The organism is Microbacterium ginsengisoli (genome assembly GCF_000956535.1).
Lineage (GTDB): Bacteria > Actinomycetota > Actinomycetes > Actinomycetales > Microbacteriaceae > Microbacterium > Microbacterium ginsengisoli.
In genome coordinates this window covers 1-25,081 of sequence record NZ_JYIY01000051.1, presented here as the reverse complement: position 1 = coordinate 25,081, position 25,081 = coordinate 1, and the positions used below count along the sequence as shown (strand labels likewise).

The 25,081-nt window shown below is 71.0% G+C and carries 20 protein-coding genes; 6 read left to right on the top strand and 14 right to left on the bottom strand.

The features are described from left to right. The 3 genes from RR49_RS01875 to nusA form a co-directional block, all read right to left on the bottom strand. Positions 1–262: translation initiation factor IF-2 N-terminal domain-containing protein (locus RR49_RS01875; protein WP_045246200.1), on the bottom strand; the 262-nt coding region annotated here is incomplete at its 3' end. Positions 263–354: 92 nt separating this feature from the next. Continuing rightward, entirely contained in the window at positions 355–606 is a 252-nt protein-coding gene (locus tag RR49_RS15275) for a YlxR family protein (protein ID WP_082483209.1), read from the bottom strand. Positions 607–615: 9 nt separating this feature from the next. After that, positions 616–1,605, bottom strand: coding sequence for a transcription termination factor NusA (nusA, locus tag RR49_RS01870; RefSeq protein ID WP_045246199.1), 990 nt, complete (start codon positions 1,603–1,605; stop codon positions 616–618). Positions 1,606–1,737: 132 nt separating this feature from the next. On the opposite strand from nusA, the gene RR49_RS01865 reads away from it, so the two are divergent. Further along, complete coding sequence (locus RR49_RS01865; protein ID WP_045246198.1) at positions 1,738–2,526, top strand: DUF1206 domain-containing protein; 789 nt, start codon at positions 1,738–1,740, stop codon at positions 2,524–2,526. Between the two features lie 9 nt (positions 2,527–2,535). Here the strand turns inward: RR49_RS01865 and RR49_RS01860 are convergent, their stop codons facing one another. Further along, positions 2,536–4,293, bottom strand: a complete 1,758-nt coding sequence (locus RR49_RS01860; RefSeq protein ID WP_045246197.1) for a proline--tRNA ligase — start codon at positions 4,291–4,293, stop codon at positions 2,536–2,538. A 53-nt stretch (positions 4,294–4,346) separates the two neighbouring features. Between RR49_RS01860 and pcp the strand changes: the two genes are divergently transcribed. Next, a complete protein-coding gene (gene pcp, locus RR49_RS01855) occupies positions 4,347–4,985 on the top strand; it encodes a pyroglutamyl-peptidase I (protein ID WP_211255125.1) in 639 nt (212 codons plus the stop codon). Between the two features lie 18 nt (positions 4,986–5,003). On the opposite strand, the gene RR49_RS01850 is transcribed toward pcp, so the two are convergent. Together RR49_RS01850 and ispG are read right to left on the bottom strand one after the other, a co-directional pair. After that, positions 5,004–6,206 carry a benzoate/H(+) symporter BenE family transporter gene (locus RR49_RS01850; protein ID WP_045246196.1) on the bottom strand — a complete coding sequence of 401 codons (1,203 nt, stop codon included), beginning with the start codon at positions 6,204–6,206 and terminating at the stop codon, positions 5,004–5,006. Positions 6,207–6,284: 78 nt separating this feature from the next. After that, complete coding sequence (gene ispG, locus RR49_RS01845) at positions 6,285–7,415, bottom strand: flavodoxin-dependent (E)-4-hydroxy-3-methylbut-2-enyl-diphosphate synthase (protein ID WP_045246202.1); 1,131 nt, start codon at positions 7,413–7,415, stop codon at positions 6,285–6,287. Positions 7,416–7,654: 239 nt separating this feature from the next. Between ispG and RR49_RS01840 the strand changes: the two genes are divergently transcribed. Then, the gene (locus tag RR49_RS01840) at positions 7,655–9,541 is read left to right on the top strand and encodes an anthranilate synthase family protein (protein WP_045246195.1); all 1,887 of its coding nucleotides are present in this window, start codon (positions 7,655–7,657) and stop codon (positions 9,539–9,541) included. A 32-nt stretch (positions 9,542–9,573) separates the two neighbouring features. Here RR49_RS01840 and RR49_RS01835 read toward each other — a convergent pair whose 3' ends face one another. Beyond that, positions 9,574–10,980: a M50 family metallopeptidase gene (locus RR49_RS01835; protein WP_045246193.1), complete on the bottom strand. Its 1,407-nt coding sequence runs from the start codon at positions 10,978–10,980 to the stop codon at positions 9,574–9,576. Positions 10,981–11,090: 110 nt separating this feature from the next. On the opposite strand from RR49_RS01835, the gene RR49_RS01830 reads away from it, so the two are divergent. Further along, positions 11,091–12,740 (top strand): Mur ligase family protein, encoded by a 1,650-nt coding sequence (locus RR49_RS01830; RefSeq protein ID WP_045246191.1) that lies wholly within the window; start codon positions 11,091–11,093, stop codon positions 12,738–12,740. 73 nt (positions 12,741–12,813) lie between these two features. On the opposite strand, the gene dxr is transcribed toward RR49_RS01830, so the two are convergent. Together dxr and RR49_RS01820 are read right to left on the bottom strand one after the other, a co-directional pair. Continuing rightward, on the bottom strand, positions 12,814–13,917 hold the full coding sequence (gene dxr, locus RR49_RS01825; protein ID WP_045246189.1) for a 1-deoxy-D-xylulose-5-phosphate reductoisomerase: 1,104 nt from the start codon (positions 13,915–13,917) through the stop codon (positions 12,814–12,816). Positions 13,918–13,927: 10 nt separating this feature from the next. Beyond that, positions 13,928–14,869 carry an FKBP-type peptidyl-prolyl cis-trans isomerase gene (locus RR49_RS01820; RefSeq protein ID WP_045246187.1) on the bottom strand — a complete coding sequence of 314 codons (942 nt, stop codon included), beginning with the start codon at positions 14,867–14,869 and terminating at the stop codon, positions 13,928–13,930. A 78-nt stretch (positions 14,870–14,947) separates the two neighbouring features. Here RR49_RS01820 and RR49_RS01815 point away from each other — a divergent pair, with 78 nt between their 5' ends. Further along, positions 14,948–15,778: a lysophospholipid acyltransferase family protein gene (locus RR49_RS01815; RefSeq protein WP_048809420.1), complete on the top strand. Its 831-nt coding sequence runs from the start codon at positions 14,948–14,950 to the stop codon at positions 15,776–15,778. Positions 15,779–15,812: 34 nt separating this feature from the next. Here the strand turns inward: RR49_RS01815 and RR49_RS01810 are convergent, their stop codons facing one another. After that, positions 15,813–16,283, bottom strand: a complete 471-nt coding sequence (locus RR49_RS01810; protein WP_045246185.1) for an OsmC family protein — start codon at positions 16,281–16,283, stop codon at positions 15,813–15,815. Between the two features lie 72 nt (positions 16,284–16,355). Between RR49_RS01810 and RR49_RS01805 the strand changes: the two genes are divergently transcribed. Next, positions 16,356–17,345, top strand: a complete 990-nt coding sequence (locus RR49_RS01805; protein WP_045246183.1) for an asparaginase — start codon at positions 16,356–16,358, stop codon at positions 17,343–17,345. Between the two features lie 19 nt (positions 17,346–17,364). On the opposite strand, the gene RR49_RS01800 is transcribed toward RR49_RS01805, so the two are convergent. The 4 genes from RR49_RS01800 to RR49_RS01785 form a co-directional block, all read right to left on the bottom strand. Next, positions 17,365–20,196 carry an FtsK/SpoIIIE domain-containing protein gene (locus tag RR49_RS01800; RefSeq protein WP_045246181.1) on the bottom strand — a complete coding sequence of 944 codons (2,832 nt, stop codon included), beginning with the start codon at positions 20,194–20,196 and terminating at the stop codon, positions 17,365–17,367. A gap of 91 nt (positions 20,197–20,287) precedes the next feature. Then, entirely contained in the window at positions 20,288–21,136 is an 849-nt protein-coding gene (locus RR49_RS01795; protein ID WP_045246180.1) for a PP2C family protein-serine/threonine phosphatase, read from the bottom strand. A gap of 106 nt (positions 21,137–21,242) precedes the next feature. Then, on the bottom strand, positions 21,243–23,216 hold the full coding sequence (locus RR49_RS01790; protein WP_045246179.1) for an ABC transporter ATP-binding protein: 1,974 nt from the start codon (positions 23,214–23,216) through the stop codon (positions 21,243–21,245). Further along, a complete protein-coding gene (locus tag RR49_RS01785) occupies positions 23,213–24,946 on the bottom strand; it encodes an ABC transporter ATP-binding protein (RefSeq protein WP_045246178.1) in 1,734 nt (577 codons plus the stop codon). The genes RR49_RS01790 and RR49_RS01785 overlap by 4 nt, the downstream gene beginning before the upstream one ends. Positions 24,947–25,081 lie beyond the last annotated feature (135 nt).

Here is a 25,081-nt window from a genome sequence, read left to right as displayed (position 1 = left end):
GCTGCGAAGCCGGCCGCCTCACGCCCCACCCCGGCCGCGCGGGCGCCGCCGGGGTGGGGCGTGAGGCGGCCGGCTTCGCAGCCGGGGCGGCCGAGGCGGTGCCATCGGCCTGCAGGGCCTCACGGAGCTTTCGCGCCACCGGGGGCTCGATCGTCGACGACGGGCTCTTCACGAACTCGCCGAGCTCCTTCAGCTTCGCGAGTGCGATCTTGCTGTCGACGCCGAGCTCGGAGGCGATCTCGTGTACGCGTGGTTTTGCCACAATTCTCCTGTCTGGGATCTACCCCGGACAGGGCAGACCGTTAGATGCGGACGGGTCTCATTTCGAGCCGTTCACTTTGTGTCCATAGCCGTTCAGCCGTTTCGCTGCAGGTGTTGGGTGATGGTCTGCGTATCAAGCGGGCCTGACACGCGCAGGGCGCGAACGAACGCACGCCGCCGGGTGGCGGCATCCGTGCATTCGAGTGTCGGATGCACCCACGCACCCCGCCCCGGAAGACTCTTGCGCTCGTCGACGACGAGCTCGGAGCCGCGGGCCACCACTCTCAGGAGAGCGGATCGCGGAGCACGTGTGCGACAACCGACGCACGTCCGTACGGGTTCCATCCTACCCCGTCAGCTCTCCTCGAGGATGCTGTCGGGCTGGATGTCGATCTTCGCCCCGGTGAGCTTCGCGGCGAGTCGGGCGTTCTGGCCCTCCTTGCCGATCGCGAGAGACAGCTGGTAGTCGGGAACGAGGGCGCGCACGGCCTTGGTCCCCGCGTCGAGCACGAAGCTCGAGGTGACCTTGGCGGGCGAGAGCGCCTTCGCGACGAAGGATGCGAGGTCGGCGTCGTAGTCGACGATGTCGATCTTCTCGCCGCCCAGCTCCTCCGTGACGGCGCGCACGCGGCGGCCGAGCTCGCCGATGCACGCACCCTTCGCGTTGATCGCGGGGTCGTTCGCACGAACCGCGATCTTCGAGCGGTGGCCCGCCTCGCGCGCGAGGGAGACGATCTCGACGACGCCCGAGGCGATCTCGGGGACCTCGAGGGCGAACAGCTTGCGCACCAGGCCGGGGTGCGTGCGGGAGACGGTGATCGCGGGGCCCTTGGTGCCCTTCGAGACGCTCGTGACGTAGACGCGGATGCGCGAGCCGTGGGCGTAGTCCTCGCCGGGCACCTGCTCCTCGGGGGGCAGGATCGCCTCGACCGTGCCGAGGTCGACGTGCACCATGCGGGGGTTCGGGCCCTGCTGGATGACGCCGGCGACGATGTCGCCCTCCTTGCCGCGGAACTCCCCCAGCACCGCGTCGTCGGCGATGTCACGCAGCCGCTGGCTGATGACCTGCTTGGCGGCGAACGCGGCGATGCGACCGAAGTCGTCGGGCGTGACCTCCTCCTCGCCGATCACCGCGTCCTCGTCGTCGCGCAGCGGCACGAACACCGCGACGTGACCGGTCTTGCGGTCGATCTGGGCGCGAGCGCCGTCGGGGAGGACGCCGGTGGGCGTGCTGTTCTTCGCGTACGCCGTGAGGATCGCCTGCTCGATGATCGAGACGAGCTCCTCGAACGGAATCTCCCGCTCGCGCTCCACGGTGCGCAGCAGTCCGAGATCGATGTCCACGGGGCCTCCCTCTTCAGTTCTGGGATGCGGCGCGGGGGCGACGCATCCCCCCTACGTTACCCGATCGGGATGCCTCGAGCTGGGGCGATCCGCTCCGCTGCGTTCCCCCACCTGCGGTCGTACTGTGGCATCGTGCCCTCCACCGACGCGACCGCCGCCGCCCACTCGTCGACCGCGTTCCGACTCGTCGCGCGAGTCGGGTTCGCGGCGAGCAGGCTCGTGCATCTCGGCATCGGCATCCTCGCGATCGCTCTCGCACAGGCGCATGCGGCGGAAGCCGATCAGACCGGAGCGCTTCAGGGCATCGCTCGGCTGCCCGGTGGGGTTCTGCTCCTGTGGGCCTGCGCGGCGACGCTCTGGGCGCTGACGCTCTGGTACATCGTCGACGGCCTCTGGGACCGTCGACGGAATGGATGGAGCGCACTCGTGTCCGCATGGTCGAAGGCGGCCGCCTATCTGGCAGTCGGAGCGCTCGCAGCGGGAGTCGCTCTCGGATCAGCGAGCAACTCAGAGCAGTCCGCGAAGTCGACGGGAGCGACGCTCCTCTCGCTTCCGGGCGGGCCGTGGTTGCTCGGCGCGCTCGGCGCCGCCATCACCGGTGTGGGGATCGGTTTCGGATGGCGCGGGCTCACTCGCGGCTTTCGCGAGAGCATCGCCTTCCCGCGGGGCCCGGTAGGTGGGGCCGCGCTGGCTCTCGCGGTCGTCGGGTATGTGGCAAAGGGCGCGGCGCTCATCAGCGTCGGCGCGATCATGGCGATAGCTGCGCTCACCGTCGACCCGGCCGCTGCGGGCGGTCTGGATGGCGCCTTTGTCGCGCTTCTGCGTCTGCCGCTCGGTACCGCCATCGTGACGGCGATCGGCATCGGCCTCGTCGCCTACGGCCTCGTCATGTTCGTGCGCACGCGCTGGGCGAAGCTCTGAAGATCTCGCTCAGCGGGTTGTGAGCCGGGCGACCGCGTCGGCGAGCGGCACGACCTGGCGGTCGCCGCTGCGGCGGTCCCAGAGCTCGACCTCGCCGGCGGCCGCGCCGCGGCCGACGACGACGAGCTGCGGCACGCCGATGAGCTCCGCGTCCCCGAACTTCACCCCGGGTGACACCTTGGGGCGGTCGTCGTAGAGCACGTCGAGACCCGATGCCTCGAGTGTCGAGGTGAGCTCCTCCGCGAGGGCGAAGGCCGCGTCATCCTTGCCCGTCGCGACAACGTGCACGTCGAAGGGCGCGACCGACGCGGGCCAGATGAGCCCCCGCTCGTCGTTGTTGAGCTCGGCGATGATCGCCAGGATGCGCGTGACGCCGATGCCGTACGAGCCCATCGTCACGGTGACGAGCTTTCCGTTCTCGTCGAGCACCTTCAGGCCGAGCGCCTCCGCGTACTTGCGGCCGAGCTGGAAGACGTGCCCGATCTCCATGCCGCGGGCGAGCGTGACCGGGCCCGAGCCGTCGGGTGCCGGATCGCCGTCACGCACGTTGGCGACCTCGACGAACCCGTCGGCGACGAAATCGCGGCCGGCGACGAGGGAGTGCACGTGCTTCTGGTCGATGTTGGCACCCGTGATCCACGCGGAACCGTCGGCGACCCGCGGATCGAGGACATAGCGGATGCCGGTGGCCGACTCCTCGCCCAGCACCGCACCGGTCGGCGACCACGGTCCGATGTAGCCCTTGACCAGGAGCGGGTTCTTCTCGAAGTCCTCGGCCGTCGCGGCCTCGACCGCGGCGGGTGCGAACGCCACCTCGGCACGCTTGTCGTCGACCTCACGGTCGCCGGGAAGCCCGACGATGACGAGCTCACGCGTGCCATCGAGATGGGTCAGCGCGAGCACGACGTTCTTCAAGGTGTCGGCCGCGGTGTACGTGCCATCGAGCACGGCGTTGGAGTGCGCGACGAGGGTGTCGATCGTCGGCGTGTTCGGCGAGTCGAAGACCACCGGCTCACCCAGCCCGTCGAACGGGACGGGCGCGGGCGCCGTCGTGGTGAACGCCTCCACGTTCGCGGCGTAGCCGCCCTCCGAGCGCACGAAGGTGTCCTCGCCGACCGGGGTCGGGTGCAGGAACTCCTCCGAGCGCGAGCCGCCCATGGCACCCGCGTCGGCCTGCACGATCGCGTACTCGAGCCCGAGGCGCTGGAAGATGCGCTCGTACGCGTCGCGCTGCGCCTGGTACGAGGCATCCAGCCCGGCGTCCGTGTGATCGAACGAGTACGCGTCCTTCATCGTGAACTCGCGCCCCCGGAGGAGGCCGGCGCGGGGCCGCGCCTCATCGCGGTACTTGTCCTGGATCTGGTAGATCGTCAGCGGCAGATCCTTGTACGACGAGTAGAGGTCCTTCACGAGCAGCGTGAAGACCTCTTCATGAGTGGGTGCGAGCAGGTAGTCGGCGTCCTTGCGGTCCTTCAGGCGGAAGATGCCGTCGCCGTACTCCTCCCAGCGACCGGTGGCCTCGTAGGGCTCACGCGGCAGCAGCGCCGGGAAGTGCACCTCGAACGCGCCCGCGGCCGACATCTCGTCGCGGATGATCTGCTCGACCTTCGCCTTCACGCGCAGGCCCAGCGGGAGCCAGGCGAAGATGCCCGGCGCCTGGCGGCGGATGTAGCCGGCGCGCACGAGCAGCCTGTGGCTCGTGACTTCGGCGTCCGACGGGTCTTCACGCAGCGTGCGCAGGAAATAGGTCGAGAGACGGGTCACCACGATCCCCCAGTCTAGGACGATGGATGCCGCCGCCCGCCGCCTACCCTGGAGCGATGACGACCGTGCTGCTGACCGGGTTCGAGCCGTTCGCGGGCGACTCCGCGAACCCCTCGGGTGACGCCGTGCGCGCGGTCGCCGCGCGATGGGATCGCGCCGAGACGCTGATCGTCGAGGTGCTGCCGGTGACGTTCGCGGATGCCGCGGCCCGCCTGCGCGTGTTGATCGAGCGGCACTCCCCCGACGTCGTGATCGCCACCGGCCTCGCCGGCGGCCGCTCGGCGGTGACGCCGGAGCGGGTCGCCCTCAACCTCGCCGATGCCCGCATCCCCGACAATGCGGGGGTGCAGCCGACCGACGCCGTCGTCGTCGGGGGCACACCAGACGCACGGTTCGCCACGCTTCCGGTCAAGCGGATCGCGGCGGCGGTGGCCGCGGCATCCGTGCCGTCCTCCGTGTCGCTCACGGCCGGCACCTTCGTGTGCAACGCGGCGATGTACACCGTGCTGGATGCGACGGCCGACCGCGCGGGTGTGCGTGCGGGTTTCGTGCACGTGCCGTGGTCGACCGAGACCGCGCCCGCAGGTGCGCCGGCGCTCGCCCTCGCCGACATCGTGCGCGCCCTCGAGATCGCGATCGATGTGAGCCTGACATCCGACGACGGGCGCCCGCTTGTGGGCGGCGAGATCGCCTGACGCCGGGGGCGCCGCCCGTCAGCGCCGCCCGAGTCGCAGCGCGGCGCGCACCACGAGCCCCGCGACCAGCGCCCAGAAGGCGGCGCTGATGCCGAAGAACGCGATGCCGGACGCCGCCGTGAGGAACGTCACGATGGCCGGCACCCGGTCGTGCGGGTCGGCGACGGCCTGTTGCACCGCCGAGCCGAACGCGCCGAAGAGCGCGAGACCGGCGACGGCGGCGATGAGACCGGCGGGCGCCAGCACGACGAGCACGGCGAAGAACGAGGATGCCGCGGCCAGCACGAAGTACGTCGAGCCGGTCGCGATGCTCGCGTACCAGCGCCTGCGCGGGTCGGGATGGGCGTCCGGGCTCGCCGCCAGCGCGGCGGTGATCGCGGCGAGGTTGATCGCCGGGCCGCCGGCGGAGGCGGTGAGGGCGCTGCCGAGGCCGGTGACGGTCATCGCGGGCCGCCACGGCAGGTCGTAGCCGAAGCTGCGGAGGATCGCCGTGCCCGGCACGTTCTGCGACGCCATGGTCACCAGGAACAGCGGGAGAGCGAGACCCACGATGGCGCCGGTGGTGAACGTCGGCGCCGTGAACTCGACCCGCGGGAGGAAGGACGCCGGGTCGATCGCGGTGCCGGCCGCGCCGACCTCGATGCCGATCGCGATGGCCGCCGCGAGGAAGGCGAGCGGAACCGCCCAGCGGGGCAGGAACCGCAGTGCGATGAGCCACACCACGATCACCGGCGCGACCGCCCACGGGCTCTTGACGAGTCCGCTGAGCGGCGCGAGACACAGCGGCAGCAGTACGCCGCCGAGCATCGCCTGCGCGAGCGAGGCGGGGATGCGGGCGATGGCCTGCCCGAGGGCGGGGATGAGCGCCGTGAGCAGGATGAGCGCCGCCACGACGTAGAACGCGCCGATCTCCGCCGACCAGCCGCCCTCGACGGCGCCGGTGGCGGCGATCAGGGCCGCCCCGGGCGTCGACCACGCGAGAGTGATGGGGCGGCGGTAGCGAAGCGCGAGCACGATCGTGCCGGCCCCCACGGCGAAGGACGCGGCGAGCAGACCGCTGGCCGCCTGATCGGACGTGGCGCCGGCCGCGTGCAGCGCCGTGAGCACGACGGCGAACGAGCTCGAGAACCCCACCAGCGATGCGGTGATACCGGCCGAGATCGGCCTCGACAGCGGCGCGTCGAGCGAGGTGCTGGATGCCGCGGCGGTCGGTTCACTCACCGGTGCACCGTATCGCGGCGCGGAGGCGTACCCCGACCAGGCGGACGGTGCCACCGGGCGACGGGTGGACCGGTGCGCTCAGGCGGTGACGACCTGGGCGGTACCGAGGGGGGCGTCGGGGCCCATCTCGTCGGCGAGGCGGGTGGCCTCGGCGATGAGCGTCGCGACGATCTCCTCCTCGGGCACGGTCTTGATGACCTCGCCCTTCACGAAGATCTGGCCCTTGCCGTTGCCGCTCGCGACGCCGAGGTCGGCTTCGCGGGCCTCGCCCGGGCCGTTCACGACGCAGCCCATGACGGCGACGCGCAGCGGCACCGTGACATCCTTCAGGCCCTCGGTGACGCTGTCCGCGAGGGAGTAGACGTCGACCTGGGCGCGACCGCACGACGGGCACGAGACGATCTCGAGGCGGCGCTCGCGGAGGTTGAGCGACTGCAGGATCTGCAGGCCGACCTTCACCTCTTCGACGGGAGGCGCCGACAGCGAGACGCGGATGGTGTCGCCGATGCCCTCGCCGAGCAGGATGCCGAACGCCGTCGCGCTCTTGATGGTGCCCTGGAACGCGGGTCCGGCCTCGGTGACACCGAGGTGCAGCGGCCAGTCGCCCCGCTCGGCGAGCTGACGGTAGGCCTTGACCATCACGATCGGGTCGTTGTGCTTGACCGAGATCTTGAAGTCGTGGAAGTCGTGCTCTTCGAACAGCGACGCCTCCCACACGGCGCTCTCCACGAGCGCCTCGGGAGTGGCCTTGCCGTACTTCTCGAGCAGTCGGCGGTCGAGCGATCCGGCGTTCACGCCGATGCGCAGCGAGACGCCGGCGTCCTTCGCCGCCTTCGCGATCTCGCCGACCTTGTCGTCGAACTGGCGGATGTTGCCGGGGTTCACGCGCACCGCGGCGCAGCCGGCGTCGATCGCCTGGAAGACGTACTTGGGCTGGAAGTGGATGTCGGCGATGACCGGGATCTGACTCTTCTTCGCGATGATGTGCAGCACGTCGGCGTCGTCCTGGCTGGGCACCGCGACCCGCACGATGTCGCAGCCCGAGGCGGTGAGTTCGGCGATCTGCTGCAGGGTCGCGTTGATGTCGGTCGTCTTGGTGGTCGTCATCGACTGCACGCTGACGGGCGCGTCGCCACCGACCAGCACCTTGCCGACCTTGATCTGGCGGCTCTTGCGGCGGGGGGCGAGCGTTTCGGGGACCTTGGGCATCCCGATGTTGACGGCTGGCACGCCCCCAAGCCTACGCCGACGGGGATGCCGCGGCCCCGACGCGCGGCATCCGAGCCCCGGCGGCGCCGGGCGCGGCCGAGCCGTGTGGTAGGTTCGCCCCATGTTCGCGCGCACCTGCTGGTGGCCCACCGCCTGAGGCGGTGGATCGTGCGATTCCGACCGCCCCGAGGGGCGGTCTTCTTCGTGAAGCGGCCGCCCCGACTCCGAAGGACCATCCCATGCCCGCATCCTTTGCCGAGCTGATCGCCTCCGACGCGCCCTTCGCGCTCATCGCGCGCGACGACGCCTGGGTCGAGGTGCTCACGGGCGAGGTCGTCGACGTCGACGCCCTCGCCGACATCCCCCTCGTCGATGCGACGGGGACCCCTCGCGAGGTGCTCGCGCTCGTGCCGTTCCGGCAGGTGCGAGAGCGCGGATTCGCCTCCCACGACGACGGGGCGCCGCTGCGATGCCTCGTGGTCGAAGGTCACGAGCGGATGCCGCGGGCCGAGGCCGTGGCCACGCTGCCGTCCGAGCCGATCGCCCTCGAGAACCCCGGCTTCGATCTGACCGACGAGGAGTACGCGGGAATCGTGCGCACGGTGATCTCCGACGAGATCGGCCGCGGCGAGGGCGCGAACTTCGTGATCCGCCGCGACTTCACCGCCGGGGTCGTTGCCGACCCGCGTCTGGCAGCGCTCACCTGGTTCCGGGCGCTGCTCGCCCACGAGCGCGGCGCGTACTGGACGTTCGCTGTCGTCACGCCCGGCCACGTCGCCGTGGGTGCGAGCCCCGAGGCGCATGTCAGCGCGCAGGACGGCGTCGTCACCATGAACCCGATCTCGGGCACCTTCCGCCACCCGGCGGGCGGCGCGACGCGCGAGACTTTGAGCGAGTTCCTCGCCTCCACGAAGGAGACCGAGGAGCTGTTCATGGTCGTCGACGAAGAGCTCAAGATGATGAGCGCGGTCTGCTCCGACGGCGGCCGCATCACCGGACCGCACCTGAAGGAGATGTCGCGGCTCACGCACACCGAATACATGCTGCGGGGCACGTCGGCCCTCGACCCCCGCGACATCCTGCGCGAGACCATGTTCGCTCCCACGGTCACCGGCTCGCCGATGCAGAATGCCTGCACGGTCATCACGCGGTACGAGCGCACGCCGCGCGGCTACTACTCCGGCGTCGCCGCACTGTTCACGCCCGCCGTCGGCGGCGGTCACGACCTCGACGCACCGATCCTCATCCGCACCGCCTATCTCGAGCACGGCCGCCTGCGTGTGCCCGTCGGGGCCACCCTCGTGCGCCACTCCGACCCGTACGGAGAGGTGAGCGAGACCCACGGCAAGGCCGCCGGTGTGCTGGGGGCGATCGGCGCGGTCGCCCGCGACGAGCGCCGGGGCGCCGACGCCGATCAGCCGACGGCCGAGCGCGCGCCTCTCGCCGACGACCCGGAGATCTCCGAGCTGCTGACGTCGCGCAACGCCCGCCTCGCCCCGTTCTGGCTCAACCCGCAGGAGCGCGCCGACGGCGGGCCCTTCGCCGGTCGTACCGCGGTCGTCGTCGACGCCGAGGACCGCTTCACGACGATGCTCGCCCACCAGCTGCGCCACCTCGGCCTCGACGTGTCGATCGTGCCGTGGGCCGCTGCATCCGATGACGTTCTCGACGCCGCCGACCTGGTCGTCTCCGGCCCCGGCCCCGGCGACCCCCGCGACGAGGGCTCGGCCCGCATCGCCGCGATGCGACATGTCGTCGCGCATCGCCTTGAGACCGGACGCCCGCTGCTCGCGGTCTGCCTCAGCCATCAGATCCTCGCCGACCGACTCGGCATCGGACTCGCCGCGCTCGACCGGCCACACCAGGGCCTGCAGCTCGCCGTCGATGTCTTCGGCGAGCGCGCCTCGATCGGCTTCTACAACACCTTCACCGCGAAAGTCGCTCCGGGCACGACCGAGGTGAGCGGGGCGGATGTCGCGGCCGACCCTTCGACCGGCGACGTCTACGCCCTGCGCGGCCCGGGCTACGCCTCGGTGCAGGGCCACCTGGAGTCGATCCTGTCGCGCGACGGGCTGCGCACCCTCGAACGACTCGTCGCCCAGGCTCTCACGCCCGTCGACGCCTGACCGGCGTCAGTCGGGGCCGGGCCCAACCGGTGTCAGTGGAACAGTGACACCGGGTTGAAGACGTCGGCGAGCAGCAGCACGGCGCTCGTCGCCACCAGGAACACCACGACGACGAAGGTGACGGGCACGAGCCGGGTCGCATCGACGGGCTTCGGTGCGGGTCGGCGGAACAGCCGCGCCCACGCCCGCCGCAGTCCGTCCCAGAGGGCGATGACGACGTGACCTCCGTCGAGCGGGAGGAGCGGCACGAGGTTGAAGACGCCGAGCGCGATGTTGAGGGACGCGAGCAGGCCCAGCATCACCGAGACGCGGTTGATGATCGGGGCCGGTGACGACGCCACCTCCCCCGCGATGACCCCGGCGCCCACGAGGCTCAGCGGTCCGTTCGGGTCGCGCTGGGCGCCCGTGAACACCGACTCGGCCGCCTGGTAGACCTTCACCGGGAACTGCGCCACGATGCCGACGACCGCGCCGACGTTCTGCACCGCGGCCGCGGGCCCGTCCCAGATCGGCTGTCGCACGAACTCCACCGTCGGGGCGAAGCCGATAAAGCCGATCTCGCGGGTCTCGGCGACCCCGTCCGCTCCGGTCACCGGGTTGCCCGAGGCATCCGTCACGGGAGCCGTGATGGTCGCCGGCGTGATCGTGAGGGTCTGGGCGGCACCGCCGCGGTCGACGACGACCGAGAGCGCCTGACCGGGCGAGGCCTGCACGATCGCCGAGGCCGAGGCGAAGTCGCTGACCGCCGTGCCGTCGATCGAGACGATGCGGTCGCCTGCCTGCAGCCCAGCCTGCTTCGCGGGGGTGGTATCGGTCGCGCACGTCTGCGACGAGTACGAGACGGGCGTGCAGGCGCTGAGCGAGGCGACCGTCGCGGTCGCGGTCTGCAGGCCGATGCCGCTGAACACGATCGCGAACAGGACGATCGCGAGCACGAAGTTCATGAACGGGCCGCCGAGCATGATGACGACGCGCTTCCACATGGACAGCCGGTAGAACACCCGGTCGTCGGCATCGACGATCGTCTCGTCGTTGGCCGCGCGGGCATCCTGCACCATGGTCGCCCAGAAGCGACCGCGTCGGAGCCGAGCCCGATCGTCGGGCGTCGCCTGGTCCGTCTCGGTCTGGGTCACCGTCGCGACGCCACCGCCCACGGATCCGACCTGTGCGTCGGCCGATGCCGCCGCGCGCTCCGACTCGGAGGGCGGGTACATGCCGGCCATCGAGATGTAGCCGCCGAGCGGGATGAGCTTCACGCCGTACTCGGTCTCGCCCTTGCGTCGCGAGAACAGGGTCGGACCGAAGCCGATCATGTACTGCCCCACGCGCACCTTGAAAAGCTTCGCCGGCACGAGGTGGCCGATCTCGTGCAGCGCGATCGAGACGGCGAGCCCCACGATGAGCACGACGATTCCGATGACGAATGCGAGAACGGTCACGCCCCCACGGTAGCCCCGGCTGTCTTGGAGCGGGCCGACAAGGTGCGCTGTGCCCGCTCTGCGCGCTCGGCGCCCGGGTGCGCGCGGGTCGCTCTGGTTGAATGGGACCGATGTCCACGCCGTCGAACCTGCCGCCCGTCCTCCGCCCGACGCACCCGCCCGCACGATCGCTGCGCGCTCTCGCCGAGGTGGTCGACGGCGAGGTGCGTGGACTCGACGGCGATGTCACGATCGGAGGCCTCACACTCGCCACGGCGGACCTGCGCCCCGGCGAGGCGTTCGTCGCGATCCGGGGCGTCAACCGGCACGGCGCCGAAGTGGCGACGGATGCCGCGGCCCGCGGCGCGGTCGCCGTCATCACCGATGCCGAGGGCGCCGAGATCGCGGCATCCGCCGGTCTGCCGATCGTCGTGGTCGACGACCCCCGAGCGCGCCTCGGCGCACTGTCGGCGTGGGTCTACGGCACGGGCGCCGACGACGACCTCCCGCTGCTGTTCGCGACCACCGGCACCAACGGCAAGACCAGCACCTCCCACCTGCTCGAAGGCATCCTCGGTCAGCTGGGCGTGACGACCGGACTCTCCTCGACCGCGGAACGCCACATCGCGGGACGGGTGATCGTGTCGCGACTGACCACGCCCGAGGCATCCGAGTTCCATGCCCTCCTCGCCCTCATGCGCGAGGAGGGGGTCGAGGCGGTCGCTGTCGAGGTGAGCGCCCAGGCCCTCAGCCGCCACCGGGTCGACGGACTCATGTTCGATATCGCGGGGTTCACGAACCTCAGCCACGACCACCTCGACGACTACGCCGACATGCGCGAGTACCTCGAGGCCAAGCTCGAGCTCTTCCGCCCCGAACGCGCACGCCAGGCCGTGATCGCACTCGACTCGCCGTACGCCGCCGAGGTGACGTCCCGCAGCGGCGTTCCGTTCACCACCGTCGGCACCCCGGCCATCGCCGCCGACCCCGCCCTCGCGGCGAGCGCCGACTGGACCGTCGAGATCCTCGCCGAGCGCCAGGACGGCACCGACTTCACCCTGCGCGGCCCCGAGGGACGCACGCTCACCACGACCGTTCCGACGATCGGCCGGCACATGGCCGCGAACGCGGGACTCGCGATCGCGATGATCCATGCGGCCGGCTACGACTGGGAGCGCATCGTCGCCGCACTCGACGGGCGCCGCATCGAGGCGTACCTCCCCGGGCGCACCGAGCGGGTCTCCGGCGACCGGGGTCCGGCGGTCTACGTCGATTTCGGCCACTCCCCCGACGCCTTCGAGAAGACGCTCGCGGCGGTGCGGCACGTCACGCCCGGCACCGTACTGATGCTGTTCGGCGCGGACGGCGACCGCGACGCGACCAAGCGCCACGACATGGGCCGTACCGCGGTGGAGGGGAGCGACATCCTCGTCATCACCGACCACCACCCGCGACGCGAGAACCCCGACACGATCCGCGCGACCCTTCTCGAGGGCGCGCGCCGGGCACGACCCGACGCCGAGATCCACGAGTACTCGCCGCCCGAGCGGGCGATCATCGAGGCCGTGAAGCTCGTCGGCGAGGGCGATGCGATCCTGTGGGCGGGACCCGGGCACCAGGACTACCGCGACATCCGCGGAGTGCGCACGCCGTACTCGGCGCGCGAACTCGCCCGCCGTGCGCTGCGCGACGCCGGCTGGCCCGTGCCCGAGCCGCACTGGCCGGTGCCCTACCCCACGGACACGACGCCCGCGTCCGACCCGGAGCGCCCGGCGTACTGACGCCGGCCACGCGTCGCTCGCCCGCTCCGCTGCCGCGATGCAACCCGGCGAGCCTCGCGGCCCGCCAACGGCGTCAGGATGCCGCGGCGATCCGCTCATCGGCTGCGCGGCGCGCCCACGCCTCTGCCTCGGCGAGACTCTCGCGCGTGAGATCGGTCGGCGCGTCGTGCTCGTCGACGATCGCTCGCACCGTGTCGACGATGCCGAGGAACGACAGCCGTCCCTCGTGGAAGGCGTCGACCGCCTGCTCGTTCGCCGCGTTGAACACCGCCGGGTAGGTCGATCCGGCCCGGCCCACCTGCTTCGCGAGCGCGACGGCCGGGAAGGCCTCCTCGTCGAGCGGCTCGAACGTCCACGCGGCGGCACGGGTCCAGTCGATCGGCGCACCCACCCCGGCGACCCGGTGCGGCCAGTCGAGGCCGAGCGAGATCGGCAGTCGCATGTCGGGCGGCGACGCCTGGGCGATCGTCGACCCGTCGACGAACTCGACCATGGAGTGCACGATCGACTGCGGGTGCACGACCACATCGATGCGGTCGTAGTCGATGTCGAACAGCAGGTGCGCCTCGATGACCTCGAGACCCTTGTTGACGAGGGTCGCGGAGTTGGTCGTGACGACCCGTCCCATGTTCCAGGTCGGATGCGCAAGGGCCTCGGCGGGGGTCACGGCGGCGAGCTGGTCACGGGTACGACCGCGGAATGGACCGCCGGACGCCGTCACCACCAGGCGCCGCACCTCAGCCGAACTGCCTGATCGCAGCGCCTGGGCGATCGCCGAGTGCTCCGAGTCCACCGGTACGATCTGGCCGGGCGTTGCGACCCGCTTCACCAGGTCGCCGCCGACGATGAGGGACTCCTTGTTGGCGAGCGCGAGGGTACGTCCCGCCTCGAGCGCCGCGAGCGTCGGCCCGAGCCCCACCGAACCGGTGATCCCGTTCACGACGACGTCGCACGCGACATCCCGAACCAGCTGCTCGGCAGCCTCGGCCCCCAGTGCCGTGTCGGCGACGCCGAACCGCGCGGCCTGCTCGGCGAGCACCTCGCGCGCCGAGCCGGTCGCGAGCCCCACCACCTCGAAGCGCTCGGGGTTGGCGGAGATCACGTCCAGCGCCTGCGTGCCGATCGACCCGGACGAGCCGAGCACGATGACACGCCGGGGCGCGGCGAGGTCGCTCACGAGCGGCCGATCAGTTGGTCGACGTGTGCTGGGTCGCAAGGATGTCGATCACGAACACGAGGGTCTCCCCCGCGAGCGCGCTCGTGTTGCTCTCGCTCTTCTCGCCGTAGCCGTCGGCCGGCGGGATGACGACGAGCACCTGCGAGCCGACGGTCTGGCCCACGAGCGCCTTCGAGAAGCCGGCGATCACACCGCTCGTGCCGAGCGTCGTGGGGCCGTTCTTGCCCCAGCTCGCGTCGAAGGTCGACCCGTCGGACCACTTCACGCCCTTGTACTGCAGCAGCACCTGGTCGCCCTCGGCGACGGTGGTGCCGTCACCCTTCTTGAGCGTCTCGACCTCGGTCGTCGTCGGCGCGGTGGCACCGCTCGGGATCGTGATGGAGGGCTCGCCGGTCGAGGAGAGCGTCACCGTGGGGAAGCCCGCGGTCGGAGTCTGGGCGGTTCCCCACGCGGCGGTGGGGGTAACGCCGAGCACGTCGAGCACGTAGACGGCACCCGGCGCCGACTCGGTCGAGGGGTTCGTGATCACGAGGCGCGCGCCGACCTTGACGCAGCCGATGAACTGGCCGAGGGTCGACTCCGGCGACAGCTGCTGGGGCAGCAGCTCACCGGCGGTGTAGCCGAGCGAGCCGGCCTGCTGGCCGTTGTCGCTGTAGTACGCGGTGAACGCGTACGAGACGAAGTCGCCGGCCTTGACCTCGGCGCCGGTGCCGTCGGAGACGACCGTGCGCTCGATGCTCGAGGTCTCGAGCGGCGACGTGAAGGTGGCGGTGGCCGGCTTGCCGGCGTCGCCGGCGACCTTCACCGAGTCGGAGGCCGAGCCGGACGGGGCCGCGGCCGAGCAGAGGTCGGCGCTCGCGGTCGGGGACGGGGTGGAGTTGGCCGAGCACCCGGTGAGGGCAGCCGCGACGACGGCGACAGCGGCCAGGGTGGTCAGGGAGCGGATACGCACGCAACACCTCGCGATTCATTCGGTCGGGGAACACTTCATCTAACCGCACTCGCCTGATGCGATGCCTGAGAACGACGGATGCCGCGGCATACCGTGCGCGCATATGTCGCGCGGTACCCTCGTCTGGTGCCTCACGACGACGACGAGCAGAGCCCTCCGGACGACGTCGCACCCACCTACGGCCGCGACCGCGCCAAGGCGACATATGCCTTCGGGCGTTCGGTGCTCGCCCCCATCGCCCGCTTCGTGTACCGCCCTCGTGTCGAGGGGCGCCAGAACATCCCCACCTCCGGCCCGGTCATCTTCGCGAGCAACCATCTGTCGTTCATCGACTCGGTGATCATCCCGGTGACCTCCACGCGTCCCGTGTACTTCCTGGCCAAATCGAGCTACTTCACCGGCACCGGGCTGAAGGGAGCGCTGTCGCGTCTGTTCTTCACGTCCTTCGGTGCGAGCCCGGTTCAGCGTGGCGCCGGTCAGGCGGCGCTCGACGCCCTCGAGCAGCACCGGCAGATGCTCGAGGAGGGGAAGGCCGTCGCGCTCTACCCCGAGGGAACGCGGTCGCTCGACGGTCGGTTGTACAAGGGGCGGACCGGGGTCGCTTTCCTCGCGCTCCAGACGGGTGCGAAGGTGGTGCCCGTCGGCCTTCAGAACACGAACCTCGCCATGCCCGTGGGCGCGAAGGTGCCCAAGCTTCGCCCGCGCATGGTCGTGCGTTTCGGTGAACCCCTCGAGCTGCGCCACCTGGGCCCGGCGTCGTCGGGCCGCGCCCGACGACAGGCGACGGACGCGATCATGGCCGCGATCCACGCCCTGTCCGAGCAGGAACTCGCGGGAATCTACAACGAGCCGCCGGCTCCGACCGCGATCGAGCGCATCAAGCAGGCGCTCCCCCACGAGCGCCGCTGAACTGGCGCCGACGAGGGCGGACCACCCGTGACGCTCAACCGACGGTGACGGATGCCTCGTGCCGCACCGGGAAGGCGACGGAGTTGGCGATGAAGCACCATTCGTTCGCCTGCGCGTGCGCGGCTTCCGCGGCGGCCACCATCGACGCGTCCGCGACGGTCACCCGCGGGCGCAGCACCACCTCGACGAAGGCTCCACCGCCCCGTCCGTCCTCGCGCATCACCCCGTGAGCGTCGTCCTCGTACGAGGTGACGACGACGCCGACGGTGACGCAGGCGTGAAGGTAGGACAGCAGGTGACACTCCGACAGCGCCGCGAGGAGAAGATCTTCGGGGTTCCACCGTGTCGGATCTCCGCGGAACGGCTTGTCGGAGGACGCAGCGAGGTCCGGCTTGCCGTCGATCGCCAACGTGACCGCGCGATCGTAGTCGCGGTAGCCGGTGGTTCCCGCTCCCCGGTTGCCATCCCAGGTGGCACGGACGCGATAGGTGTGCTCGCCGATCATGCGCCCAGTCTCGCACCGGCCGGACGCACACGAGGCGGTGGGGGCGGAGAGGCCCGACGATAGGCTGGGGGGATGCCCGAGACCTTCCGCATCGCCGATGCCGCCGAGCTCGCCGTCGTCGAGCGCAACGGCTTCGTGGAGTCCCGCCATGCGGGAAGCGCCGTCGTGCTCGCCGCCGACGGCGCCGAGGTGCTGCGGCTCGGCGACCCTGCGGCGCCCATCCTTCCTCGATCGTCGCTGAAACCGCTGCAGGCGGTGGCAGCGCTCACCGCCGGGGCAGAGCTCGACGATGTACAGCGGGGCCTGGCAACGGCGAGCCACACGGGCACCGACCGGCACGCTGATGTCGTGTGCGGCATCCTGCAGTCGGTGGATCTCACAGAGGACGCGCTGCAATGCCCGGCGGCCTGGCCGAACGATGTCGAGACCCGGGATGCGCTGGTGCGTGATCATTCCCCGAAGACGCGGGTGCGCATGGAGTGCTCGGGCAAGCACGCGGCGATGCTCGCCGCATGCCGCGCAAGCGGTTGGGACGTCGACGGCTACCTGGAGATCGACCATCCCTTTCAGGTGCATGTGCGCGAAACGGTCGAGCGCCTGTCAGGCGAGCGGCCCACGGTCACGGCGATCGACGGGTGCGGAGCGCCCGTGCACGCGGTGAGCCTCATCGGGCTCGCCCGTGGCATCCATCGTCTCGCGACGGCGTCGGAGCGATCTCCGTTCGCGATGCACCGTCTGGGTGCGCAGCTGGTGCGCGCGGTGCGGGAGAACCCGTGGACCATCGCGGGGCCGGGTACGGCCGACACGACCCTCATCACGTCGCTCGGGGTCTTCGCGAAGCGCGGTGCCGAGGGTGTCATGATCATGGCCGCACCCGACGGCACGACCGCGGCACTGAAGGTGCTCGACGGCTCGCCGCGCGCGGCGAGCGCCGTCGCCGTCCGTCTGCTCGAGCGCGCGGGGGCCCTGACGGCGGATGTCGCGGCCGCGGCGATCCGTTCGCTCGATCTCGTCGTGCGCGGGGGCGGCGCTCCGGTGGGAGCGATCCGACCCACCGTCTGACGCCCGCGGGGCCCGAGCGTCAGCAGAGCACACCGGGAAGGGTGACGCGCGTGACCTCTCCGTCCGCGATCCGCCACCCGCGACCGCGGGGCGAGCGCCAGTACGGCGGAAGGTCGCGTTCTCCCGACAGCAACCGATACTCCCCGCCGTGGCCGGCGTCGATGACGAGCTCCCCGTCCCCCCGCACGCGCCCGAGGACCGCCCACGCGCGCTGCCAGTCGTCGGCGTCGCCGACGATCACGACCCGACCAGTGGTGTCGTCGTCGAGGCGGCCGGACTCGGCGACGACCTCGGCGACGGTGTGCACGGCGAGTCCGTGGCCGCGAAGCGCCTCGTGAAGGCCGCGTGTCGCGCGCGCACCGCGCACGACGACACCGGCGAGCGGCATCGTCGGTCGCCAGATCGGTGCGTCCGCACTCTCGGCGTCGCGCTCGTCCGGAGCGCTCGGAGCATCGTCGGCATCCGCGGCGAGCGCGAACTGGACCTCGTGGTCTCCCCAGACGGCGCGGCCGGGCGGGCGTGTGGCTGAGAAGCTCGACGACGCTGCTCCCGCGGCGACGTGATCGGAGCGGCCCGGAAGCGCGAGGACGGCGCGGTGGGGCAGAAGTTCCGCGATTCGGGCGGCAGCGCCCGAGACCCGCTGAGTCGTCACCACCGCACGGGCATCGCCATCACCGAGCGAGCGCACGACGCGCTCGAGACGCGTCTGCACGACCGCACCGTAGTCGGCGGGGAACCGGGCGACGACGGCATCGAGGTCATCGAGCAGGAGCACACCGCGACGCGGCATCCCCTGTTCGTCGAGTCGCACGAGGGCGTCCCAGAGTCGTTCAGGATCGTCGGGGAGTGCGACCAGAGAGGCCGCCGGCACCTGCGCCGCCACGACGGCGAGGAGCGCGGACTTTCCGGAGCGTGGGCCGCCGACCACGAGCAGCCCCCGATCGTGCGGCGCGAGCACGGCGGTGGTGCGGCGCTGCCGCTCGGGCTCGTCGCGCACCCCGAGGAGCACCGTGCGCGGTGCGAGTCCGGCGCGGTCGAGAGAGCGCAGCGGCACGCGAGCGGGAAGCGGCGGAAGCCACGGCGGCCTCACCTCGCACGTGTCCGCCTCCGCCGCGGCAGCGATGTCCTCGCGTGCCGTAAGCGCGACGCGCACGCGCACGGGAGCGACATCCGACGGGCGCCGGACGAACGCGAGCCCCCGTGACGCGAGGTCGCCCGGCAGGGCCGCGGCGGCATCGTCGCCGATCACCCATCGGCTGTCATGCGGATCGGTCACACGCAGGGCCAGCCGCAGCGGAACGTTGGCGAGCAACCCGTCCCGTACCGTGCCGCTCGCGCGCTGGGTGCCCAGCACCAGGTGCATGCCGAGGGCGCGCCCACGGGCGGCGATGTCGGTGAACACGGCTGCGAGCTCCGGATGGGCGTCGAGAAGGGCGGCGAATTCGTCGACCACGATCACGAGCCGGGCCAGCAGTCCGTCGGCGTCGCGGATATCCCTCACGCCCGCGCGTGCGAGCACCGCCTCACGGGTGCGGATCTCGGCTCGCAGGCTCTCGATCGCCCGGCGGGCGCCCACGCCGTCGAGGTCGGTGATGACGCCCGCCGTGTGCGGCAGCGCAGCGAGGGCGTCGAAGGCCGTGCCGCCCTTGAAGTCGGCGAGCAGGAACGTGACCTCGGCCGGCGTGTGGTGCAGCGCGAGCGCCGTCACCCACGAGATGAGCAGCTCGCTCTTGCCCGATCCGGTCACGCCGATAACGAGCGCATGCGGACCATCGGCCACGAGGTCCACAGGCATCGCGCCGGCGCGCGTGGCGGCGAACGCCACCTCGAGCGTGCCGGGCCGCGGCGGGCGTCCGCGGTCGACGAGTGCGGCGAGCGGCACGGTCTCGGTCGCGTCCCCCGCGCCGAGGATGGCGCGACCGCGCTCACGAAGCAGGTTGCCGATCTCACGGGCCTGGTCGGCACCGAGCGCCTCGGGCACGATGTGGAGCGTCGATCCGGCGTAGTCGACGCGCCCGTGGAGGGCACCGTCGAGCGTGATGACCGCCGCGCACCACGGCGGCGGCGGGGCGCCGTCGTCCACGCGCGCGATCAGCAGCCGGGCCTCGCCCGGCGGCATGTCGCCGGGCTCCAGCAGCGCAAGGGTGGCACCTTCCGCCGCGCGGCGGTGCGGCAGGGCATCCGCCCACGGGTGGGCGTCTCGGCGCGGGACGACGACGCGCAGCTCCCCCGGCGGACGAGTGAGGACCAGTTGGGCGGCAAGGGCGCGCACGACGGCGGATGCCGCGACTCGCGGGCCGACCACCGCGATCCCCGCGTCGACCGGCACCGTCACCGTCGCGTCGTCGAGCACCGCGGCCGCGTGTCTGAGCTCCTCGACACGTGGGTCGCCGGCGCCGCCGTCGACCGGAACGGCGCTCGGGATCGACCCGCGCCCGACCGTGACCCGCGCGGCGCGGCCGGGGACGATCCGCCAGATCTCGTCGGGCGACGCGGCGATCGTGGCGACATCGGGATGCACCGCTCGAAGACGGCGGCGCTCGTCGTCGTGACGTCCAGCGATCTCCGCCGCGGCCCGCGTGAGCTCGGCCTCGAAGCTGCGAGATGCCGCCCGCCGCTCGCGGCGCCGCGTGCGGGCGCCGTCGAGAAGGGTCGCCCCGGCGATGAGGGGGCCGAGGGCGGCGAACCAGAGCATCGCGACCGATCCGGTGAGCAACCACATTCCCACTGCTCCGGCCACAGGCACGATGGCGGCGAACATCGGGATCCCGGGCCGACGGGGCGAGTCAGGTGTCGCCGGCAGGCGCACAGCCACCGGAAGAGGGGCGAGGGTGCGTGGTGTGCCGGACATGCGTCGAGTCCAGCAGTCGGACGCGGCCCGCGGGTGCGGTCGGACGACGGCGGTGGATTGCCGCGTCCGTCACCGTCGGTGTGGAGGAGAGTCAGGGCCCGACGACGGGAACCGGGTTGGTGGGCGCGTCGTCGTCGGCGTCGTCGCGGTCGACGTCATCGTCGTGGCCGTAGCCCGGCGCCGACACGTCGACGACGATGATCGTCACGTTGTCGCGGCCGCCGTTCTCGAGGGCGGCCTCGAGCATGGCCGAGACGGCATCAGCCGGGTCGGCGTGCTCGCGGAGGAAGTGCTGGATGCCGAAGTCGGTGAGTTCCTTGGTCAGCCCATCGGAGCACACGACGAAGCGATCGCCGTCGACGATGTCGAGGCGCACGTAGTCGGGTCGCACACTGTCGGTCGGCCCGACCGCGCGGGTGATCACGTTGCCGTACGGATGCTGCTCGGCCTCTTCGGGGCTCAGCCGCCCGGCCGCGACGAGCTCCTGCACGACGGAGTGGTCTGTCGTGATCTGGACGAGGGTGCCGGCGCGGAGGAGGTAGACACGAGAGTCGCCGATGTTCAGCGTGACCCAGTGCGGGTCGCGCACGGCGGTGTCGAGATAGACGCCGGTCACGGTCGTTCCCGTGCCCTCGTCAGTCGTCTCCGGATGCGAGGCGATGTCCTTGACGGCCCGTCCGAGTGCCTTCTCGATGCCCTTGGGAGAGACGCTGCCATGGTCGACCAGGTCGCCGAGCCGGGTGACGGTGGAGGCGCTGGCGATCTCTCCGCCGATGTGCCCGCCCATGCCGTCGGCCACGACGAACAACGGGTAGCGGGCGAGCACCGCATCCTGGTTCACTTCGCGGCGTCGGCCGGTGTCGGTCGCCGCCGCCCACCGCAGGTGGATCGGGCCCGCCGGGAGCGGCACGTCGTGCGCGCTCGTCGTCAGCTCGGGCACACGGCATCCTCTCGTCGGGTGGACGCCGGGACACACCTGCCCGCAGCGCCCTCACATCCTAATGGAACCGCCCGCAGCCGCCCGAGCCGCTCCACGGGCCGGCCCGTCACCGTACCGGCTCCTCCGCATCGATGCTCGCCGGGTCGTCGAACTGTGCCCGATAGAGCCGCCAGTAGGCGCCGCGGCGCGCAAGCAGTTCGTCGTGCGATCCCTGCTCGACGATGGCGCCGTCCTCCGTCACCAGGATGAGATCGGCGTCACGGATCGTCGAGAGCCGGTGCGCGATCACGAACGACGTGCGGTCGGCCCGCAGGCGCGACATGGCCCGCTGGATCAGCAGCTCGGTGCGGGTGTCGACCGAGCTCGTCGCCTCGTCGAGGATCAGGATGCGCGGGTCTGCGAGGAACGCGCGCGCGATCGTGACGAGCTGCCGCTCCCCCGCGCTGAGGTTCGCCGCGTCGTCGTCGAGCACGGTGTCGTAGCCGTCCGGCAGAGCGTGCACGAACCGGTCGACGTAGGCGGCGGTCGCCGCCTCGACGAGTCGTTCCTCGGATGCCTCGGGGTCGCCGTACGCGATGTTGTCACGGATCGTCCCGGCGAACAGCCACGTGTCCTGCAGCACCATGCCGGTGCGCGCGCGAAGGTCGGCGCGAGTCATCCGCCGGGTGTCGAGCCCGTCGAGCGTGATCGCGCCGTCGTCGACGTCGTAGAAGCGCATCAGCAGGTTGACAAGCGTCGTCTTTCCCGCGCCTGTGGGCCCGACGATCGCGACCGTGCTCCCCGGCGTCGCCACGAGGGACAGATCGTGGATCAGCGGGGAGTCGGCGACGTATCGGAAGGCGACGTCGTCGAACCGCAGCTCGCTCGCGGTGGGATCGACGGTCTCCGGGTCACGAGGGTCGGGCGTCTCCTCGGGCTGGTCGAGCAGCTCGAACACCCGCTCGGCACTGGCGACTCCCGATTGGAGCAGGTTCGCCATCGAGCCGAGCTGGCTGAGAGGCTGGGTGAACTGGCGCGAGTACTGGATGAACGCCTGCACGGAGCCGATCGAGAGCGCGCCGGCTGCGACCTGAAGGCCGCCGACCACCGCGATCGCGACGTAGACCAGGTTTCCGATGAACATCATGGCCGGCATGATGATGCCGGACACGAACTGGGCGCCGAAGCTGGCCCGGTAGACCTCGTCGTTCTCGGCCAGGAAGTCCCGCTCGACCTCCTTCTGATGGCCGAACACCTTCACCACGGAGTGGCCCGAGAACGTCTCCTCGACGCGGGCATTCAGCACACCTGTCGCTCGCCACTGGGCGACGAACAGCTTCTGCGATCGACGCGCGACCAGAGCGGTGACCACGATGGTCAGCGGAATCGTCACGAGCGCGATCACGGCGAGGATGGGCGAGATGACGAACATCATGACCAAGACGCCCACGACCGTGAGCAGTGAGACCACGACCTGCGACAACGTCTGCTGCATGGTCTGTCCGATGTTGTCGACGTCGTTCGTCACCCGGGAGAGGAGCTCGCCGCGCTGCACGGTGTCGAAGTAGGCGAGCGGGAGCCGGTGGATCTTCTCCTCAACCTGGCCGCGCAGGCGGTTCATCGCGCGCTGTACCACGACGTTGAGGATGTACGCCTGCGCCCAGCTGAGGACGCTCGCGATCACATAGATCACAAGCACCGTGACGATGACGCCGGCGAGTGCGTTCACGTCGATGCCGGCACCGGGGGTGAAGTTGACCCCGGACAGCAGGTCGGCCTGCTGGGTCTGGCCCTGCGCGCGCAGCGACTCGATGACCTGGTCACGGGTCACTCCCGACGGCATGTGCATCGAGAGGAAGCCGGCGAACACGAGATCGGTCGCGTTGCCGAGGATCTTGGGACCCAGCACGCTCAGGAACACGCTCACCGCACCGAGGACGACGACGCCGATGAGCGCGATGCGCCACGGTCGCAGCGTGCCCAGCAGCCGCCAGGCGCTGCTGCCGAAGTCGTCGGCCTTCTCGGCCGGCGCCCCCTGTCCTCCGAACGGCCCGCGACCGCCGCCCCGCATCGGCCCGCGACCAGCTCCCGGCCCGCTCATGCTGCCTCCTCCGCCGCGAGCTGCGAATCGACGATCTCGCGATATGTGTCGTTGTATGCCAAGAGTTCGTCGTGCGTCCCCCGACCGACGATGCGGCCGTGGTCGAGCACGAGGATCTGGTCGGCCCCGACGATCGTCGAGACTCGCTGCGCGACGATCACCTTCGTCGCCCCCGGCACGCGCACAGCGAGCGCGCGGCGCAGCGCGGCATCCGTTCTCAGATCCAGAGCCGAGAACGAGTCGTCGAACACGTAGACGGGTGGCGCTTTCACGAGCGCGCGGGCGATCGCGAGGCGCTGCCGCTGCCCGCCGGAGACGTTCGTCCCGCCCTGTGCGATCGGTGCGGCGAGGCCCTCCGGCATCGCGCGGACGAAGTCCTTCGCCTGGGCGATCTCGAGCGCGGCCCAGAGGTCGTCATCGGATGCCGCGACGTCGCCGTAGCGCAGGTTCGAGGCGACCGTGCCCGAGAACAGGAACGCGCGCTGCGGCACGAGTCCGAGTCGGGACCACAGGTCGTCGGGGTCGAGCTGGCGCACATCCACCCCGTCGACCCGCACCGAGCCCTCGGTCGCGTCGAACAGTCGCGCGATGAGTCCGACCAGGGTCGTCTTGCCGGCACCCGTGGATCCGATCACGGCGGTCGTTGTCCCCGGCTCGATCGTGAACGTGAGATCGTGCAGCACGGGCGCATCGGCACCGGGGTAGGTGAAGTCGACGTCGACGAACTCGATCCGACCGGTACGCGGAGGAGCAGCGGCGGCAACGGCCGGCGCGGCGACCGACGGCTCGGTGTCGAGCACCTCGCCGATGCGCGTCGCGCAGACCGCGGCGCGCGGGATCATCACGAACATGAACGTCGCCATCATCACACCCATGAGGATCTGCATCAGGTAGCTGAGGAACGCGAACAGCGTGCCGATCTGCACACCGCCGCTCTGCACCTGGAACGCGCCGAACCAGATCACGGCGACGCTCGAGACGTTCAGCACGAGCATCACCGCGGGGAACATGAGCGCCATGTAGTTTCCGGCGGTCGTCGCGGTGCGCATCAGGTCACCGCTGGCGGCGCCGAACCGGGCGCGCTCGGTGTCCTCGCGTACGAAGGCGCGCACCACCCGGATCCCGCTGAGCTGCTCGCGAAGGATCTGGTTGACCCGGTCGATGCGCTTCTGCATGAGGCTGAAGGCCGGCACCATGCGGGAAACGATGAGCGCCACGATGATCAGCAGCACAGGGATCGACACGGCCATCAGCCAGCTCAGGCCGGTGTCCTGCGTGATCGCCATGATGATGCCGCCGATGGCGAGCATGGGCGCCGAGATCATGAGGGTCGCCGACACCTGCACCAGCATCTGGACCTGCTGAACGTCGTTGGTGCTGCGCGTGATCAGGGAGGGCGGCCCGAACGTGCCGACCTCGCGCTGCGAAAAGCCGACCACGCGGTGGAAGATGTCGTGGCGCAGGTCCTTGCCCATCCCCATGGCCAGGCGCGATCCGAAGTAGACGGCGACGATCGCGCACACGATCTGCACCAGGCTGATGCCGAGCATCAGGCCGCCCGTGTTCCAGATGTACCCGATGTCGCCCGCGACCACGCCCTGGTCGATGATGTTGGCGTTGAGGGTCGGCAGCAGCAGCGACGCCACCGACTGGGCGAGCTGGAAGACGACGACACCGACGATGAGCGGCCACGCCGGCCGCAGGTAGCGCACGAGCAGAGTTCCGAGCATGGTGTCCTCCTAGGCCGTGTTGATCAAGTCTGATTTGATCCAGATGAGCGTCGCGGCGAGGCTGACGGCGGCTCGGTAGCTGCGGAGGAGCTTGTCGGAGCGCATCGCGATGCCGCGCCACTGCTTGAGCCGGTT

Bases quoted from the DNA above. Each gene is read 5' to 3' on its own strand.
- RR49_RS15275 (WP_082483209.1), bottom strand. From the start codon at position 606: ATGGAACCCGTACGGACGTGCGTCGGTTGTCGCACACGTGCTCCGCGA.
- pcp (WP_211255125.1), top strand. From the start codon at position 4,347: ATGACGACCGTGCTGCTGACCGGGTTCGAGCCGTTCGCGGGCGACTCC.
- ispG (WP_045246202.1), bottom strand. From the start codon at position 7,415: ATGCCCAAGGTCCCCGAAACGCTCGCCCCCCGCCGCAAGAGCCGCCAG.
- RR49_RS01840 (WP_045246195.1), top strand. From the start codon at position 7,655: ATGCCCGCATCCTTTGCCGAGCTGATCGCCTCCGACGCGCCCTTCGCG.
- RR49_RS01830 (WP_045246191.1), top strand. From the start codon at position 11,091: ATGTCCACGCCGTCGAACCTGCCGCCCGTCCTCCGCCCGACGCACCCG.
- RR49_RS01815 (WP_048809420.1), top strand. From the start codon at position 14,948: ATGCCGCGGCATACCGTGCGCGCATATGTCGCGCGGTACCCTCGTCTG.
- RR49_RS01810 (WP_045246185.1), bottom strand. From the start codon at position 16,283: ATGATCGGCGAGCACACCTATCGCGTCCGTGCCACCTGGGATGGCAAC.
- RR49_RS01805 (WP_045246183.1), top strand. From the start codon at position 16,356: ATGCCCGAGACCTTCCGCATCGCCGATGCCGCCGAGCTCGCCGTCGTC.
- RR49_RS01800 (WP_045246181.1), bottom strand. From the start codon at position 20,196: ATGTCCGGCACACCACGCACCCTCGCCCCTCTTCCGGTGGCTGTGCGC.
- RR49_RS01790 (WP_045246179.1), bottom strand. From the start codon at position 23,216: ATGAGCGGGCCGGGAGCTGGTCGCGGGCCGATGCGGGGCGGCGGTCGC.
- RR49_RS01785 (WP_045246178.1), bottom strand. From the start codon at position 24,946: ATGCTCGGAACTCTGCTCGTGCGCTACCTGCGGCCGGCGTGGCCGCTC.